The organism is Janthinobacterium sp. KBS0711, from assembly GCF_000988085.1.
GTDB classification, from domain to species: domain Bacteria; phylum Pseudomonadota; class Gammaproteobacteria; order Burkholderiales; family Burkholderiaceae_D; genus Janthinobacterium; species Janthinobacterium lividum_E.
Genome location: NZ_LBCO01000004.1, coordinates 263,854 through 279,894, shown reverse-complemented (window position 1 = coordinate 279,894; position 16,041 = coordinate 263,854). Strand labels below are relative to the sequence as shown.

Annotated in this window: 16 protein-coding genes; 6 read left to right on the top strand and 10 right to left on the bottom strand. The window is 62.8% G+C overall.

Annotated features, from left to right (window positions below):
- Nucleotides 1-34 precede the first annotated feature (34 nt).
- Entirely contained in the window at nucleotides 35-2,080 is a 2,046-nt protein-coding gene (locus VM94_RS01845; RefSeq protein WP_046681918.1) for an NADPH-dependent 2,4-dienoyl-CoA reductase, read from the bottom strand.
- A gap of 159 nt (nucleotides 2,081-2,239) precedes the next feature.
- Between VM94_RS01845 and VM94_RS01840 the strand changes: the two genes are divergently transcribed.
- The gene (locus VM94_RS01840; RefSeq protein WP_235432789.1) at nucleotides 2,240-2,821 is read left to right on the top strand and encodes an SRPBCC family protein; all 582 of its coding nucleotides are present in this window, start codon (nucleotides 2,240-2,242) and stop codon (nucleotides 2,819-2,821) included.
- A 1-nt stretch (nucleotide 2,822) separates the two neighbouring features.
- Here VM94_RS01840 and VM94_RS01835 read toward each other — a convergent pair whose 3' ends face one another.
- The 4 genes from VM94_RS01835 to VM94_RS01820 all read right to left on the bottom strand — a co-directional run bounded on the left by VM94_RS01835 (nucleotide 2,823) and on the right by VM94_RS01820 (nucleotide 5,390).
- On the bottom strand, nucleotides 2,823-3,278 hold the full coding sequence (locus VM94_RS01835; protein ID WP_034752899.1) for a hypothetical protein: 456 nt from the start codon (nucleotides 3,276-3,278) through the stop codon (nucleotides 2,823-2,825).
- Between the two features lie 42 nt (nucleotides 3,279-3,320).
- The gene (locus tag VM94_RS01830) at nucleotides 3,321-3,761 is read right to left on the bottom strand and encodes a DUF2721 domain-containing protein (protein WP_034783716.1); all 441 of its coding nucleotides are present in this window, start codon (nucleotides 3,759-3,761) and stop codon (nucleotides 3,321-3,323) included.
- Between the two features lie 111 nt (nucleotides 3,762-3,872).
- A complete protein-coding gene (gene pip, locus VM94_RS01825) occupies nucleotides 3,873-4,829 on the bottom strand; it encodes a prolyl aminopeptidase (RefSeq protein ID WP_046681916.1) in 957 nt (318 codons plus the stop codon).
- A 78-nt stretch (nucleotides 4,830-4,907) separates the two neighbouring features.
- Entirely contained in the window at nucleotides 4,908-5,390 is a 483-nt protein-coding gene (locus VM94_RS01820; RefSeq protein WP_034752896.1) for an Lrp/AsnC family transcriptional regulator, read from the bottom strand.
- Between the two features lie 153 nt (nucleotides 5,391-5,543).
- Between VM94_RS01820 and VM94_RS01815 the strand changes: the two genes are divergently transcribed.
- Nucleotides 5,544-6,164: a LysE family translocator gene (locus tag VM94_RS01815; protein ID WP_046681915.1), complete on the top strand. Its 621-nt coding sequence runs from the start codon at nucleotides 5,544-5,546 to the stop codon at nucleotides 6,162-6,164.
- Here the strand turns inward: VM94_RS01815 and VM94_RS01810 are convergent.
- From VM94_RS01810 to VM94_RS01790, 5 genes are all read right to left on the bottom strand, one after another.
- On the bottom strand, nucleotides 6,101-7,525 hold the full coding sequence (locus VM94_RS01810; RefSeq protein ID WP_138828947.1) for a hypothetical protein: 1,425 nt from the start codon (nucleotides 7,523-7,525) through the stop codon (nucleotides 6,101-6,103). The two genes, VM94_RS01815 and VM94_RS01810, sit on opposite strands and share 64 nt — an antisense overlap.
- A gap of 120 nt (nucleotides 7,526-7,645) precedes the next feature.
- Nucleotides 7,646-8,386 carry an acetoacetyl-CoA reductase gene (gene phbB / locus VM94_RS01805; RefSeq protein WP_035823615.1) on the bottom strand — a complete coding sequence of 247 codons (741 nt, stop codon included), beginning with the start codon at nucleotides 8,384-8,386 and terminating at the stop codon, nucleotides 7,646-7,648.
- 213 nt (nucleotides 8,387-8,599) lie between these two features.
- Nucleotides 8,600-9,778: an acetyl-CoA C-acetyltransferase gene (locus VM94_RS01800; RefSeq protein ID WP_035823614.1), complete on the bottom strand. Its 1,179-nt coding sequence runs from the start codon at nucleotides 9,776-9,778 to the stop codon at nucleotides 8,600-8,602.
- 214 nt (nucleotides 9,779-9,992) lie between these two features.
- A complete protein-coding gene (locus tag VM94_RS27110; protein ID WP_052755456.1) occupies nucleotides 9,993-10,478 on the bottom strand; it encodes a phasin family protein in 486 nt (161 codons plus the stop codon).
- Nucleotides 10,479-10,607: 129 nt separating this feature from the next.
- Entirely contained in the window at nucleotides 10,608-11,516 is a 909-nt protein-coding gene (locus VM94_RS01790) for a LysR family transcriptional regulator (protein WP_046681913.1), read from the bottom strand.
- A 118-nt stretch (nucleotides 11,517-11,634) separates the two neighbouring features.
- Here VM94_RS01790 and metE point away from each other — a divergent pair, with 118 nt between their 5' ends.
- The 4 genes from metE to minE all read left to right on the top strand — a co-directional run bounded on the left by metE (nucleotide 11,635) and on the right by minE (nucleotide 16,040).
- Nucleotides 11,635-13,956: a 5-methyltetrahydropteroyltriglutamate--homocysteine S-methyltransferase gene (metE, locus tag VM94_RS01785; RefSeq protein WP_046681912.1), complete on the top strand. Its 2,322-nt coding sequence runs from the start codon at nucleotides 11,635-11,637 to the stop codon at nucleotides 13,954-13,956.
- 228 nt (nucleotides 13,957-14,184) lie between these two features.
- A complete protein-coding gene (minC, locus tag VM94_RS01780) occupies nucleotides 14,185-14,934 on the top strand; it encodes a septum site-determining protein MinC (RefSeq protein ID WP_046682062.1) in 750 nt (249 codons plus the stop codon).
- A 37-nt stretch (nucleotides 14,935-14,971) separates the two neighbouring features.
- A complete protein-coding gene (gene minD, locus VM94_RS01775; protein ID WP_034752889.1) occupies nucleotides 14,972-15,787 on the top strand; it encodes a septum site-determining protein MinD in 816 nt (271 codons plus the stop codon).
- Nucleotide 15,788: 1 nt separating this feature from the next.
- Nucleotides 15,789-16,040 (top strand): cell division topological specificity factor MinE, encoded by a 252-nt coding sequence (gene minE / locus VM94_RS01770; RefSeq protein WP_034752886.1) that lies wholly within the window; start codon nucleotides 15,789-15,791, stop codon nucleotides 16,038-16,040.
- Nucleotide 16,041: the final 1 nt, after the last annotated feature.

Genomic DNA, 16,041 nt, shown 5'->3' with positions numbered 1-16,041 from the left:
GGCCTGCCCGCTACCCAGCCGGCAGGCTTTCTTTTTACAGGCTGGCGGCCAACTCCGCCCCTTCCCGTATCGCCCGCTTGGCATCGAGCTCGGCCGCCAGCGCGGCGCCGCCGATCTTGTGGAAACGCGGGCCGCCCGACGCCAGCGGCTTGCCATCCTTGTCCGTTTCCGGCATGAGTTCCGTCAAGCTGTCCTGGCCCGCGCAGATGACCACGTTGTCCACCGCCAGCAGGCGCTGCTCGCCGCCCACGGTGATGTGCAAGCCCTGCTCGTCGATCTTGTCGTAGCTCACGCCGGCCAGCATGGCCACGCCGTTTCTCGCCAGCGCCGCGCGGTGCACCCAGCCTGACGTCTTGCCCAGCCCCGCGCCCACTTTCGACGTCTTGCGCTGCAACAGGAAGATTTGCCGCACGGGATGGGGCGCCACGGGCGGCACCAGGCCGCCACCGGTGGCCGCGTTCAAGTCCACGCCCCACTCGCCCGCCCAGGTGGCCACGGGTTGCGGCAGCGGGTGCGCCGGGTCGTGCAACAGATACTCGCCCACGTCGAAACCGATGCCGCCCGCGCCGATGATGGCAACGCGCGCGCCCACGGGCTTCCTGGCTTGCAGCACATCCAGATACGACAGCACCTTCGGATGGTCGATGCCGGGAATGGCCGGCAGGCGCACCTTGATGCCGGTGGCGACGATGACGTCGTCGTAGCCGCCGGCCAGCAATTGCTCGCGCGTGACGCGCTGGCCCAGGCGCAGCTTGACGTCCAGCAGCGCCAGCCGACGCGCAAAATAGCGGATGGTTTCCGTGAATTCCTCCTTGCCTGGTATCTGCATGGCCACCTTGAACTGGCCGCCCACGCTGTCGCTGCTGTCGAACAGGGTCACCGCGTGCCCGCATTCGGCCGCCACGCAGGCGGCCGACAAGCCGGCCGGCCCGGCGCCGACGACGGCCACCCGGCGCGGCACGGCCTTTTTCGCGTACACGAGTTCCGTTTCATGGCAGGCGCGCGGGTTGACGAGGCAGCTGGCGCGCTTGTTGGCGAACGTGTGGTCGAGACAAGCCTGGTTGCAGCCGATGCAGGTGTTGATCTCGTCGGCGCGTCCCGAGGCCGCCTTGGCGACAAAGTCAGGGTCGGCCAGGAAGGGGCGCGCCATCGACACGAGGTCGCAGTCGCCCCGCTCGAGGATGGCGTTGGCTTCGTGCGGCATGTTGATGCGGTTCGACGCCACCACGGGAATGGCCACTTCACGGCGCAAGCGGCCCGCCACGGAAGCGAAGGCCGCGCGCGGCACCGAGGTGACGATGGTGGGCACTCTCGCCTCGTGCCAGCCGAAGCCCGTATTCAAAATCGTCACGCCCGCGTGCTCGAGCGCCTTGGCCACCGTCACCACGTCGTCCCAGGTATTGCCGCCCTCGACCAGGTCGAGCAGCGAGTGGCGGTACATGATGATGAAGTTGGGACCCACGGCGGCGCGGATGCGGCGCACGATCTCCACGGGCAGGCGCATGCGGTTTTCGATGCTGCCGCCCCAGCGGTCCTGGCGCAGATTCGTGCGCGCGCACAGGAACTGGTTCAATAAATATCCTTCGCTGCCCATCACTTCGATGCCGTCGTAGCCCGCCTTTTGCGCCAGGCGCGCGCAACGCACGTAGTCGCAGATGGTGCGTTCGATGCCCCGTTCGCTCAAGGGGCGGGGACGGAAGGGCGAGATCGGCGATTTCTTGGCCGACGCCGACACGACGAACGGCTGATAGCCATAGCGGCCCGCATGCAGGATCTGCATAACGATCTTGCCGCCCTCCTCGTGCACGGCGCGCGTCACCTTGCGGTGGTTCGGCACGTCGCCGAGGAAATTCAAGGTCCCGCCGAACGGCAGCAGCCAACCCTGGCGGTTCGGCGAAATGCCGCCCGTGACGATCAGTCCCACGCCGCCGCGCGCCCGTTCGCGGTAAAACGCGGCGAGCTTGCCGTAATGATAAAAACGATCTTCCAGGCCCGTGTGCATGGACCCCATGATGACTCTATTGCGCAAGGTGGTAAAACCCAGGTCGAGCGGGGCCAGCAGATGGGGATAGGCAGTCATGGTGATCGGTCCGGTAAGGTGGTTGCAGGCCGTACGGTAGCAAGCATTGCCGATCGCCGCAGCGACTTTCTCTAGACCGGGAGTTCTAAATCGCCCGGCGCGCCGGCCGGCGATGCGTACAGCTTGTGCCGGGCGGTACTTTCCCGTAGGCTAGGTGGCATGAAGCGACTCTTCCTCTGCCTGCTGATGCTGTGCGCCGTCCCCGCTACCGCGCTGGCACAGGCGATACGCCTGGACAAGCTCAAGGTCGAGGTCAAGCGCATCGAGGTCGACGGGCAGCGAATGTATGAAGTCGATGCCAGCGCCAGCGTGCAGGCGCCGCCGGCGTCCGTCTGGAAGACCCTGACCACCTACGAGCGCATGAATGAATTCGTGCCCGACCTCAGTTCCTGCCGCGTACTGTCGCGCAACGGCAATGAAGTCATCATCGAGCAGCAGGGCATGGCCCGTTTCCTGTTCATGAACCACCCCATCCATCTGGTGGTGCGGGCCACGGAAACGCCGTTGACGTCCATCGACATCGCCCTGATCTCCGGCGACATGCGGCATTACGAATCGCGCTGGAATCTGTATCCCGTGCCCGAGACGGGCGGCACGCGCATCGTCTTTTCCAGCCGCCTGATGCCGGGCTTCTATGTACCCGGCATGCTGGGCACGACCATGATACGCGGCGATATCGAGCGCATGATGGCGGCCGTGCTGGCCCGCATCGACAGCCAGTACACCGACAAATCCAGCTAAATTACGCCAGGTAGGTGTCGCGGTCGCGGATTTCCGCGAAGTTTTCCAGGCTGCCCAGCTTCACCGTGACGGGGTTCAGGCTGGCCTGCGGCTGCATCGAACGCCAGGCGAACAGCCATTCCTGCTCGGGCGCTTCGGCGCGCGTCTTGGTGAAGGCGGCGCCCAGGGCGGCGCGCTGGCCGTATTCGACCAGGCCATCGATGCCTGCCCAGCTGGGCAGGGTGCGCTGCACGGCGCGGTGCAGGCGTTCGCCGAATTCTTCCGTATTGTGGATGATCAAACAGGCGTCGGCCGGGGCGAACAGGTCGAACAGTTGCTTGTCCCACACTTGCGAAAAGCTCAGGGTCAAACAATTGCCCGCTGGCGCCAGGCGGAACTGGCCCAGGCTCAGCGCCAGCTCAAGTTCACTGCGCTGGCCGTAGCGGTGCAGGGTGGGGGGACGTTTGTAATCGTGCATGCTGGACTCGTTCTTCAATAGTAGGGTAAACCGGCGCGCCGCTTACCGTGGCGGGCGGATATGGCGCCGGATGCGCTGGGCCGTCGCGGCCAGATAAATTTCGCGCAGTAAATAAATAAAACAGCCGATCAGGCAAATCACGGCCAGCACAAAGAAGGCCGCGATGTATTTGTCCAGGGTCAGGTTCAGAATATCGCCCAAAAACAGCATGGCGATGATGACGCAGACGAAGAAACCGCACGCCGTGCTCAGCGAAATCGAGTAATTGATCAGATGGGTACGCCGATACAGGGTATCTAGCTCATCCATATAGAAATCGTTGTAGCCGATGTCGAGCCGGTCTTCCAGCACGCGCGTGCGGTCGATGATGCGGCCCAGGCGGTTGGTCAGCACCACCAGCATGGTGCCGATGCCGGTCAGCAGGAAAACCGGCGCAATCGCCAGCTGGATGATATGGCCGATGTCGCCGATCTGTATGTTCATGGATAAAAGTCGTGGGTTCACACCGGCGCCCGACCTTGGCGCCAGCACAGGCCATAGTGTAGCAGGTGGCGCATGCCGGCTGGCCGCTTTGCCAACCGGCATGTTGCAAGGTCATGCGAAGCCGCGCCCCGGCACGAAGCGCTCGGTGGCGCGCACCAGCGCCGAAGCGATGCCGTGCTCGAGCGCGCCATGGCCCGCGTCCGGGATCATTTCCAGCTGCGCGCCAGGCCAGGCTTGCTGCAGGCGGTAGGCCGACAGCGGCGGGCAGATGGCGTCGTAGCGTCCTTGCACGATAACCGCCGGTAAATGCGCGATGCGCTCCATGTTGCGGATCAGCTGGTCTTCCTCGAAGAAACCGAGATTGGCCATGTAATGCGATTCGAGCCGGCCCACCCCCAGGTCGAGCGCATCGTTCGGCGCATCTTCCGGTTGCGGCATCAGGTAGACGCGACGGCCTTCGAAGCGGCTCCAGGCACGCGCGGCCGGCCAGTACACGTTTGGATCGCTGCTGAGGATGCGTTGCACATAGGCCGCCAGCAAGTCGCCCCGTTCTTCCGGCGGAATCGGCGCGGCGAATTCCGCGTACAGTTCCGGATAGAACCAGCGCACGCCTTCGATGAACCAGTCGATTTCCGCCTGCGTGCACAGGAAAATGCCGCGCAGCACGAAACCGAGGCAGGCTGCGGGATGCGCCTGGCCATACGCCAGCGCCAGGGTCGAGCCCCACGAGCCGCCAAACACCAGCCATTGGACGATGCCGAACTGGGCGCGCAAGCGTTCGATGTCCTCGATCAGCAGCTGCGTCGTGTTGTTGCGCCATTCGCCCAGCGGCGTGGACTTGCCGGCGCCGCGCTGGTCGAACAGGATCACGCGGTAGCGCTGCGGATCAAAGAAGCGGCGGTGCTGCGGCGACAGGCCCGCGCCGGGGCCGCCATGCAGGAACAGCACGGGTATGCCGTCGGGGTTGCCGCACTCTTCCCAATAAATGGTGTGGATGTCATCGACCGCCAGCATGCCGTGCCGGTTCGGCGACAGGGCGGGAAATAACGGCGACAGGGTATCTGGCATGGCGGTCCTTGGAGTGGCGGTCAGGGCGCCAGGCGCGAGTCCTGGCAACTGTTCCAATTATAGTGCGCCGCCGGCGCCTCAGGCCAGCAACAAGGGCAGGCGGTTCGACGACTTGATTTCGCGCATCGACAGGCTGGACTGGATTTCCGCCACGCCAGGCAGGCGGCGCAAGACCGTCGAGACGAATTCGCCATACGCTTCCAGGTCGCGCGCCACCACTTGCAGGAAATAATCGGCTTCGCCCGCCACGTTGTGGCACGACAGAATTTCGGGAATCGTCGCGATGGCTTGCTCGAACTGCGACGGCTGCTCGCCGCCATGGTTGGCAAACACGACCCGGACAAACGCGACCAGGCCGATGCCCAGCTTCTTGCGGTTGAGCAAAGCCTGGTAGCCGGTAATAAAACCTTCCTCTTCCAGGCGGCGCAAACGGCGCCAGACGGGAGTTTCGCTCAGTTTCAAGCGCTCGGCCAGGCGCGCATTCGACAGCCTTCCTTCATCCTGCAACAGCCTGAGTATCTGTAAATCGGTGGCGTCGAGGCTAACTTCTGAAATTTTCATCTATTTTTTATTTTTATACGAGTGGAATCTACCCGAATACTAGGGCATGCAGGGCAGGAAAAGCAAGCACATTTCATCGCTGCAAGAACATAATGGAACCCGGCGAGCAGGCTGCACCGTGCGCATGCTCCCGCTATTCTTTTCGACTGGCCCATGTCCGATTCTACCTTCCTGATGTACCTGCTGGCACTGGCCGGCGCCTTTTTATTACCGGGTCCCGACATGGCGCTGGTGCTGGCGACGGGCGCCGCGCGCGGCGTGGCCACGGCGCTGGTGACGGCCGTGGGCATCGCCGGCGCGCGCGCCGTCCACGTGGCGCTGTCGGGCGCGGGCCTGGCGGCGTTGATGGTGACGCATCCGCAAGCCTTGCAGTGGGTCAAATGGGCGGGCGCCGCCTACCTGCTGTACCTGGCGCTGCGCCTGCTGCAGTCGGCCCTGTCGAGCAAAACGGCGCCGGACGAAGCCGCCCCCACCACGGCGCACAGCGCCCGCGCCAGCCTGGTGCGCGGCTTCCTGACGAATCTGCTCAATCCGAAGGCACTGCTGTTTTGCAGTATGTTCCTGCCGCAATTTGTCGCCGGCAGCGAGCAGGTCGGCATGCAATACCTGCGCCTGGGCGCTGTTTTGGTGCTGATGGGCCTGCTGTTCGACGCCATCTACGCCGTGCTGGCCGCACGCCTGGCGCGCCGCCTGCGCGGCAAGCCTTCGCCTTACGGCAAGTTCGTGCTGCCCTCGGTCTTCGTGCTGCTGGCCGGACGGCTGGTGCTGGGCTGAACTGCTTTAGCGTCGGCAAAAAAGGCGGGGTAATCGTTCTGCAAGCTGCGCTCAAGGTCGTTGACCTTGCGAAATTGCCGCAGCGACGGCGCCATGGCACGCCCCGCATCCCAGCTGCGCCAGGCATTCGGCGCATCGAATTGCGCCAGCAAGGCGTCGCCCAGATCCTGGTACACGGCCGCCATCTGCGGTTTTAGCTGCAGCACGTGCAGATACAAGGCCGTCGCTTGCGGCCATTGCCCCAGCTTGGCGCGCAAATTCCCCTCGAACAAGGCCAGGATGGGCTGCGCCATCCCCGTTTGCTTTCTGAATTCCTGCACGGTGGCCAGCGCGTCCGCGATGCCCTCCTTGTCCTTGGCCTGCAATCCCCGCGTCAAGTCGTGGATGGGCTGGCACTCCTGCATGGCCCGCTGCTGCTGAAGCGACAGTTTTTCGACCAGCGCACCCGTGGAAAAATGGTCTTCCAGCATGGTCAAGAAAGCCTCGAAGGGTTTGTCTGCCGCAAAGAGCTTTTCCGCTTCGGCGCGCAGCGCGGGATGGGCTTGCGGTCCCGGCGGCGGCAACAGCGCCGCCTGCGCCAGCACCCGTTCGAGCGGCGGCGCATCGGCCGCCAGCGGACGTGGCCGGTAGGCGGCCAGGGAATGCGTGGCGGGCGCACCCGCCGTCATGGCGCTGACGCGGAAATGCCGCGTCACCGTGCCGCCCACTTCCTGGTAGTGCAAGGTGAAGTCGGCGGGGATGCGCTTGCCGTCGGCCAGCAGCTTCAGCACCAGCGGATGACCGCCCCAAGTGTAGCGCAAGTACTGGGCAAACGCCGTCGCATCGTCGCCGCTGACGGGACTGCCGGCTGTTCCCAAGCGCAGCAGGGGCTGCTTGTCGAGCGACCACAGCACGGCGCCGTCGAGCACTTGCGGCGCCAGCGCGCCGCGCCGCTTGTTGTCCAGCACCGACAAAGCTTGCTCCTCATACACGGGCAGCGTTGCGTGCTGTTCAAGGCCGCCCGCCTTCAATATGCCGACAATCCCCTGCCGGTGGCGCAGCTCGAAGACGCGAAAACCCGCCACGTCGAACAGCGAATACGTGTCGTAGGTGGACGCCGCCATATCGATGACGTAGCGGCGGCGCGTGGCAAAGTCCAACACGGACAAGGCCTTGCCATCGCGTACGCTCAGGTAATGGGGGCCCAGCACGACATCGCTTTCCTGCGTAGTGCGCGCGGGCAAGCTGGTTTTCACGCCGGGCTGGTTGACGCGTTCGGTTGTCACCGTGACGTGGAACGCGACGCTGGCCTGGGCCGCGCCAGCGCCCAGGAAAAGGATGGCGGCCACGCTGGCGCGGCGCAAAGCAGGAACTAGGGTCATGGAGATGATGCAGTGGGGAAATGCTGATTCTAAGACAAATCCGGCCATCCCCTTGTTTTGCTGGCAAGCATAAAAAAAAAAGACAGCCGAAGCTGTCTTTCTGTTTTACCTCAACAACTATTACGACATGTGCTGGCCGCCGTTGATGGAAATGTTGGCGCCGGTGACGAACGCCGCTTCATCGGAAGCCAAGTAGGCGACCAGGCCGGCCACTTCTTCCGGCTTGCCCAGGCGCGCCATCGGAATTTGCGGGATGATTTTGCTGTCGAGCACTTCCTGCGGAATTGCCATGACCATCTTGGTGCCGATGTAGCCTGGCGAGATGGTGTTGACGGTGACGTTCTTGCGCGCCACTTCCAGCGCCAGCGACTTGGTGAAACCATGCATGCCGGCTTTCGCGGCCGAATAGTTGGTCTGGCCGAAGGCGCCCTTCTGGCCGTTGACGGACGAGATATTGATGATACGGCCCCAGCCGCGTTCCACCATGCCGTCGCAGACAGGCTTGGTCATGTTGAAGACGGAATCAAGGTTGGTGCCCATCACGGCGTCCCAATTCGGCTTGTCCATCTTCTTGAACGTCATGTCGCGCGTGATGCCGGCGTTATTCACCAGCACGTCGACAGGACCGATTTCCGCTTCCACGGCAGCCACGCAGGCAGCCGCCGAATCGTAGTCGGCCACGTCGCACGGGTAGGCCTTGAAGTCATAGCCCATGTCCTTCGTCGTCGCCAGCCATTCCGCGACCTTCGGATTGCCTGGGGAATATGTGGTCACCACGCGATAGCCGAGGGCCGCCAGCTTGAAACACACCGCTTCGCCCAGACCGCCCATGCCACCAGTTACCAATGCAACTCTTGCCATTTTCATCCCCTCAGTGTCGTTCTATTGCTAAAAAGTTAATAATTTGCTTAAAGCTATCCTGTCCCACCGGTCCAATCCAGCGGCGGATTACATCGAACCTAACCGTAGCGAGCGGCAGCGAGTTGTGGCTAAGAAGCGCAACCGTGCTTTAGCACGGTGAGCATCGCAGGCCGCAAATCGCGACGCGCAGTAGCTTAGGTTCGATGTCCACCATTAGTCCCGTTCGATCGCTAGAGCAACACCCATGCCGCCGCCGATGCACAAGGCTGCCAAGCCTTTCTTGGCGTCGCGGCGTATCATTTCGTGGATCAGGGTGACCAAAATGCGCGCGCCGGACGCGCCGATCGGGTGGCCGATGGCGATCGCGCCGCCGTTCACGTTGATCTTGCTGGTATCCCAGCCCATTTCCTTGTTGACGGCAATCGCTTGCGCGGCAAACGCTTCATTGATTTCCATCAGGTCCAGCTCTTCATGCGTCCAGCCGGCTTTTTTCAGACACAGGCGCGACGCGGAGACGGGGCCCATGCCCATGACGGCCGGGTCCAGGCCCGACGAGGCGTAAGCCTTGATGCGCGCCAGCGGCTTCAAGCCCAGTTCTTTCGCTTGCGAAGCGGACATCATGATCACGGCGGCGGCGCCGTCGTTCAGGCCCGACGCATTGCCGGCGGTAACAGTGCCGTCCTTGGCGAACGCGGGGCGCAGGCCGGACAGCGATTCCAGGGTCGAACCTGGCTTGATGTATTCATCGCTGTCGAAGACGACGGTGCCTTTTTTGTTGGCGATTTCCAGCGGCAGGATTTCATCCTTGAACTTGCCCGCTTTTTGCGCCGCTTCCGCTTTCAGCTGCGACTGCAGCGCGAATTCATCCTGCTCGGCGCGCGTCACTTCGTATTTCTTGGCGACGTTTTCCGCCGTGATGCCCATGTGGTACTGGTTGTACACGTCCCACAGGCCGTCGACGATCATGGTGTCGATCATCTTGAAGTCGCCCATGCGGAAACCGTCGCGCGAGCCGTTCATCGCGTGCGGCGAAGCGCTCATGTTTTCCTGGCCGCCGGCGATGATGATGTTGGCGTCGCCGCACTTGATCGCTTGCGCCGCCAGGTGCGTGGCCTTCAGGCCGCTGCCGCAAACCTTGTTGATGGTAAATGCCGGGATCGAGCTGGGCAGGCCAGCCTTGATGACAGCCTGGCGCGCGGCGTTCTGGCCAACGGCGGCCGTCAGCACCTGGCCCAGAATCGCTTCGCCGATCAGGTTCGGGTCGATGCCGGTTTGTGCCAGCAAGCCCTTGATTACATGCGCGCCCAGTTCGGACGCAGGAATCTTGGCCAGACTGCCACCGAATTTGCCGACTGCGGTACGGCCGGCGGCCACGATTACGACATCATCCATTTATTTCTCCGATATGCAGGCCACGAGGGCCAAGGTCAAGGTACTAATAGAATCCAATGAGAATCCGGGGAAGACACAGCAAGCTGCATTTCATTCTAGCGCGGCATGCGCCGCAGTTCCAGCGCCGCACCGCAGGCGGCGGCGATGACAGCCTGCTTGCGGTGGCAGCGGGCGGACTGGCGCGGCGGATAGCCGCTGCCGGGCCGCAACACGCTTACGCCTGGCGAACAGGACGCGTGTTTTTATTTTTATCATACCCTTCATCGGCGCCGCCGAAAGTGGTTTTTAGAAAATTATTGAAGGGAATAATCAGAGGTACGGGGGTTTGCTTTACTACTTGCAACAGCTCGCCAAATTTTTGACGCGATGCAGCAAACTCACCCTTTGTCACAGTCTCGAATTTCTCCTGGGTTTCTTGGGCAACATCCTTTGCCTGGCGGCCATACGCACCGATACGTTCGATGGCCAGTTGCGACTGCGCGCGCGACAGCTGCAGCAGCGCTTGCGTATCCTTCACGGACAGCAGCTGATTGCCCGCCACCGTAGCGGCGGCCAGCGCCGAGCGGGCCGCATCGAGTTGCAAGTCCAGCACGCTGGCGCCGCTGTCGACGGCGGCCTGGGCATACGCTTGCGCGCTGATCAATTGCGCTTCCACCACGGCCTTGCCGGCCAGTGCCCATTGTTCGGAAAATGAAAACATGTCGTTTCTCCCCAAAGAGTAGACGGCGCCATGTTGCGCCGCACAGTGCTCAACTGTAAGCGGTGGTTCATTACTGAACCTTGATATATCTCAAGCTTTGCTGTTGGTTTGTTTCCAACTCAACGTTGATCAAGACAACAACTTGATACCATCGAGCGAGGCCGCGCACTGCTCGCGTATCACGCTGACGAAATCACGCACGTACGCCTTGTCCTGCAGATGGTCTGGCACGGAGACATACAAATCGCTCCACAAGCCATGCTCGCCCACCGGGCGCGCCACCACATAATCGTAATCGACGTAATTCTTGATGGCCCAGTTCGGCAAAGCGGCAATGCCGCGCCGGCTCGCCACCAATTGCAGCACGGCGACCGTCAATTCGGCCGTGCGACGCTCAAACTGGATGCCGGCCGGCCGCAGCACTTCGCGGATCAGGTCGATGCGCTCTTCCGGCACGGGATAGGTAATCAAGGTCTCGCCCGTAAAGTCGGCCGCCATCAGCCGGCGCTGCGCCTGCAGCCGGTGCTTCTGCGCCATCACCACCAGCATTTCAAAGCGGAACAGGGGAAACACGGTGAAGTCGGGACCATACGGCGAACCGATCACGAGATCGGCCTCGCCCGAACGCAGCAAGTCCGCCGGTTCGCTGTGAAAGCCGGAGACAAGATCGATTTCCACTTCCGGCCAGCGCTGGCGGAATGCATCCATCACGGGCATGAGCCAGTCGAAACAGGTATGGCATTCGAGCGCCACGCGCAGCTGTCCCTGATCGCCCTGCGACAGGCGCGCCACGTCGCGCTCGGCCAGCTCGATCTCGGGCAGCAGCTTGTCAGCCAGCTCCAGCAGCCGGCTGCCCGTGGCCGTAAAGGCGATCGGCATCGACTTGCGCTCGAACAAGGGCGCCTTGTAGCGCTCTTCGAGCAAACGGATCTGGTGCGACAGGGCCGACTGGGTCAGGTTGAGCAGTTGCGCGGCGCGCACCAGGCTGCCGGACGAACGCAGGGCACTCAGGGTGCGCAGGTGGCGGATTTCTAGCATCGGAAAAGTGGGATGTGTACGTGAATTATTTTCATGTTATTCGGCAAAATGTTTCGTTTTGATTATAGATCAAGTTGCCGCACACTCTAGCGCATTCACATTAAATCTCGATGACATCATGACCATTCGTACCCACATCCTTGGCTTTCCCCGTATCGGCGCCGCGCGTGAACTGAAATTGGCGCTGGAAAGCCACTGGCGCGGCGAGCTGTCCGAAGCAGCGCTGGAAGCGACGGGCCAGCAACTGCGCGCGCGCCACTGGGCATTGCAAAGGGACGCCGGGCTCGATTACGTCACCGTGGGCGACTTCGCCTTTTACGACCAGGTCGCCAACCATATCCAGCTGCTGGGCTGCGAACCGGCGCGTTTTGACTTTGCGCCAGAGCAATCGCCCCTGTCGCGCTATTTCGCGATGGCGCGCGGTGAAGAAACGCATGCGGAGCACGCGGGCTGCGGCCACGCGCACCATGCACACGCCGCAGGCACTGCCGCGCTGGAAATGACCAAGTGGTTTGACACCAATTACCATTACCTGGTGCCCGAATTGTCGCCGCAGATCCGGTTTTCTCTCGCTTGCGAGCGCCTGCTGGCGGAAGTGGCCGAGGCGCAGGCGCTGGGCCACCAGGTCAAGGCGGCCCTGATCGGCCCCCTCACCTTCCTCTGGCTGGGCAAGGAAAAGACTCACGGCTTCGACCGCCTGGCCCTGCTGGAGCAATTGCTGCCCGTCTACGGCGCCCTGCTCGACCGCCTCAAGCAGCAAGGCGTGGCGTGGGTGCAGGTCGACGAACCGATCCTGGGTCTGGACTTGCCTACCGCGTGGCGCAGCGCCTTCGAGAGTACCTACTGGCAACTGAACCAAGTAGGTATCAATATTCTGCTGGCCACGTATTTCTCGCCGCTGGAAGAAAACCTCAGCCTGGCCTGCCGCCTGCCCGTGGCTGGCCTGCACGTGGACGGCATCCGCGCGCCGCATGAACTGGTCAGCGTGACGGACTGGCTGCCCGCGCATAAAGTCTTGTCGATCGGTATCGTCGATGGCCGCAACATCTGGCGCACCGACCTTGACGCGGCCCTGGCCGTGCTGCAGCCGCTGGCGGCCAAGCGCAACGGCCAGCTGTGGCTGGCGCCGTCGTGCTCCTTGCTGCACGTGCCGTTCAGTCTGGAAGCGGAAACGGAGCTCGACGCTGAAATCCGCACCTGGCTGGCGTTCGCCACGGAAAAACTGGCGGAGATCGCCATCCTCAAGGGCGCGCTCGAAGGCCATCCTGATGACGCTGCGCTGGCCGCCTTGGCCATTTCTCGCCAAGCCATTGCCGGCCGCCGCGCCAGCCCTCGCGTGCACCGTCCGCAAGTGGCGCAGCGCCTGCAAGCGCTCACGCCCACCGTGGACCGCCGCGATTCCAGCTTCCCGCTGCGCCAGGCCGTGCAGCGCGCGCGTTTCCAGTTGCCCGACTTCCCGACGACGACCATCGGTTCCTTCCCCCAAACGATGGCCATCCGCGCCGCGCGCGCCAGTTTCAAGCGAGGCGAACTTGGGGGCGCCGAGTATGAAGCAAAGATGCGCGCCGAAATCGCCCACGCCGTGGGGCGCCAGGAAGCGCTGGGCCTGGACGTGCTCGTGCATGGCGAAGCGGAACGCAACGACATGGTCGAATACTTCGGCGAGCAGCTGGACGGTTTTATGTTTACCCGCCTGGGCTGGGTGCAATCGTACGGCTCGCGCTGCGTCAAGCCACCCGTCATCTACGGCGACGTGCAGCGCCCGGCCGCCATGACGGTGGCTTGGACGGTGCACGCGCAAAGCCTGACGAACAAACCGGTGAAGGGCATGCTGACGGGACCGGTGACGATCCTGCAATGGTCGTTCGTGCGCGACGACCAGCCGCGCGCCACCACGACGCTGCAGCTGGCTCTGGCCATCCGCGACGAAGTCGCAGACCTGGAAACGGCCGGCATCGGCATCATCCAGATCGACGAACCGGCCATCCGCGAAGGCTTGCCGCTGCGCCGCGGCCAGTGGGACGCCTACCTGGACTGGGCCACGCGTGCCTTCCGTATCGCCGCGTCCGTCGTCAGCGACGCGACGCAGATCCACACCCACATGTGCTATGCCGAGTTCAACGACATCCTGCCGCAGATCGCCGCCATGGATGCCGACGTCATCACGATCGAGACGAGCCGCTCCGGCATGGAACTGCTGACAGGCTTTGGCCAGTTCCAGTATCCGAACGAAATCGGCCCCGGCGTGTACGACATCCACTCGCCGCGCATCCCCTCGACGCCCGACATGGTGACATTGCTGCAAAAAGCCAGCGCCGTGATTCCACCGGCCCATTTATGGGTCAACCCGGATTGCGGCTTGAAGACGCGGGGCTGGGTGGAAACGGAGGCGGCGTTAAAGAATATGGTCGCAGCGGCGCGGCAGATGCGTGCGGCGTGATCCAGGACAGCGCCGCCAAGGCGCATTCTCGGCGGCTTTCGGGGCGGCGCACCGGTTTTCCGGGGCGCCGCCCGTTTTTTTTGACATGAAGTGGGTGTTGCCCTGCGGAATAGCACGCGCCAGGCCCCTGACGCCGATTTTTTTGCAGTAGAATGCAAGAAATTTACTGCTCCCATTGTTGCCATACGGAACATCTGGCCTGCCGCAGTTTCACTTTGATAAATGTTTATGTCCAAAAGCCCGTCGCAGAAGCCTATCGAAATCAAGATTTCCACCGTCGTTGCTGTCTCCGCCATCATGCATAGCGCCGATACGCAGGCACTCGATGCCGCCTTGCGCGACATGACGGGCGGCGTGGCCGACTTTTTCGAGGACGACCTGGCCGTGCTGGACGTGGCGGCCTTGCCGCCCGGCAGCGTGCCCATCGACTGGGCCGCCCTGGTGGCCCTGCTGAAAAAATACCGTTTGAATGCCGTGGCCGTGCGCAATGCGCCGGCCGACATGCATGACGCCATCCTGGCGCAAGGCTTGAGCCTCGACAGCGGCAAGACGCGCGACGATGCGCCGCCCAAGGATGGCCCCAAGGATACGCCCACGGCGGCCGCCCAGGCGGGCGCCGACGCCCAAGTGATGGTCATCGACACGCCCGTGCGGGCCGGGCAGCGCATTTATGCGCGCGGCTGCGACCTGATCATTACCGCTGTCGTCAACAATGGCGCCGAAATCATCGCCGACGGCAGCATCCACGTGTATTCCTCGCTGTACGGCCGCGCGCTGGCCGGCGCCTCGGGCAATGCCCAGGCGCGCATCTTCGCGCTGGCCATGGAACCGGAACTGGTCTCGATCGCCGGCGTGTACCGCACGTTCGAGGATGGTTTCCCTGCGGAAATGGCGCGCGGACCCGCGCAAATTCGTTTGGCTGGAGACAGAATCGATATACACTCTGTCAATCCGGTCACTCCCGTGAACCGCTCTTAAGCTGCACAATTCAAGAGATATCTGAAAAGGATTATTTGTGGCAAGAATTATTGTTGTGACGTCCGGCAAGGGCGGTGTCGGCAAGACGACCTCTAGCGCCAGTTTTTCCACTGGCCTGGCCATGCGCGGCCACAAGACAGCCGTGCTCGACTTCGACGTGGGCCTGCGTAACCTCGACCTGATCATGGGTTGCGAGCGCCGCGTCGTCTACGACCTGATCAATGTGATCAACAAAGAGGCCACCCTGAACCAGGCCCTGATCAAGGACAAGCACTGCGACAACCTGTTCATCCTGCCCGCGTCGCAAACGCGCGACAAGGATGCCTTGTCGGAAGAAGGCGTGGAACGCGTGTTGAACGACCTGATCAATATGGGTTTCGAGTTCATCATCTGCGATTCGCCGGCCGGCATCGAGCATGGCGCGCTGATGGCGCTGACGTTCGCCGACGAAGCCATCATCGTCACCAACCCGGAAGTGTCGTCGGTGCGCGATTCGGACCGCATCCTCGGCATCCTGCAAGCCAAGTCGCGCCGCGCGCAGACGGGCGGCGAGCCGGTCAAGGAACATTTGCTGATCACCCGCTACTCGCCGAAACGCGTGGAATCGGATGAAATGCTGTCCTACCAGGACGTGCAGGAAATCCTGCGCATCCCGCTGGTGGGCATCATTCCGGAGTCGGAGCAAGTACTGGCCGCCTCGAACCAGGGCAATCCGGCCATCCATTTCACGGGCACGGACGTGGCGCAAGCCTATGAAGACGTGGTCTCGCGTTTCCTCGGCGAAGAAGTCGAGTTGCGCTTTACCAACTATGAAAAGCCTGGATTACTCCAGCGCATTTTTGGGGCGAAGTGATATGGCCTTGCTTTCTTTCCTCTTCCCCCCCAAGCCGAAGACGGCCACCGCGGCCAAGGAACGCCTGCAGATCATCATCGCCCGCGAACGCAGCGGACGCGATGGTCCGGACTTCCTGCCCGCCCTGCACAAGGAATTGATCGCCGTCATTTCCAAGTACACCAAGGTGAATGCCGACGACATCAAGATTTCGCTGGACCGCCAGGGCAACCTGGAGGTGCTCGACGTCAACGTGGTGCTGCCGGACGCGTAAT

Bases quoted from the DNA above. Each gene is read 5' to 3' on its own strand.
- VM94_RS01845 (WP_046681918.1), bottom strand. From the start codon at position 2,080: ATGACTGCCTATCCCCATCTGCTGGCCCCGCTCGACCTGGGTTTTACC.
- VM94_RS01840 (WP_235432789.1), top strand. From the start codon at position 2,240: ATGAAGCGACTCTTCCTCTGCCTGCTGATGCTGTGCGCCGTCCCCGCT.
- VM94_RS01835 (WP_034752899.1), bottom strand. From the start codon at position 3,278: ATGCACGATTACAAACGTCCCCCCACCCTGCACCGCTACGGCCAGCGC.
- VM94_RS01830 (WP_034783716.1), bottom strand. From the start codon at position 3,761: ATGAACATACAGATCGGCGACATCGGCCATATCATCCAGCTGGCGATT.
- pip (WP_046681916.1), bottom strand. From the start codon at position 4,829: ATGCCAGATACCCTGTCGCCGTTATTTCCCGCCCTGTCGCCGAACCGG.
- VM94_RS01820 (WP_034752896.1), bottom strand. From the start codon at position 5,390: ATGAAAATTTCAGAAGTTAGCCTCGACGCCACCGATTTACAGATACTC.
- VM94_RS01815 (WP_046681915.1), top strand. From the start codon at position 5,544: ATGTCCGATTCTACCTTCCTGATGTACCTGCTGGCACTGGCCGGCGCC.
- VM94_RS01810 (WP_138828947.1), bottom strand. From the start codon at position 7,525: ATGACCCTAGTTCCTGCTTTGCGCCGCGCCAGCGTGGCCGCCATCCTT.
- phbB (WP_035823615.1), bottom strand. From the start codon at position 8,386: ATGGCAAGAGTTGCATTGGTAACTGGTGGCATGGGCGGTCTGGGCGAA.
- VM94_RS01800 (WP_035823614.1), bottom strand. From the start codon at position 9,778: ATGGATGATGTCGTAATCGTGGCCGCCGGCCGTACCGCAGTCGGCAAA.
- VM94_RS27110 (WP_052755456.1), bottom strand. From the start codon at position 10,478: ATGTTTTCATTTTCCGAACAATGGGCACTGGCCGGCAAGGCCGTGGTG.
- VM94_RS01790 (WP_046681913.1), bottom strand. From the start codon at position 11,516: ATGCTAGAAATCCGCCACCTGCGCACCCTGAGTGCCCTGCGTTCGTCC.
- metE (WP_046681912.1), top strand. From the start codon at position 11,635: ATGACCATTCGTACCCACATCCTTGGCTTTCCCCGTATCGGCGCCGCG.
- minC (WP_046682062.1), top strand. From the start codon at position 14,185: ATGTCCAAAAGCCCGTCGCAGAAGCCTATCGAAATCAAGATTTCCACC.
- minE (WP_034752886.1), top strand. From the start codon at position 15,789: ATGGCCTTGCTTTCTTTCCTCTTCCCCCCCAAGCCGAAGACGGCCACC.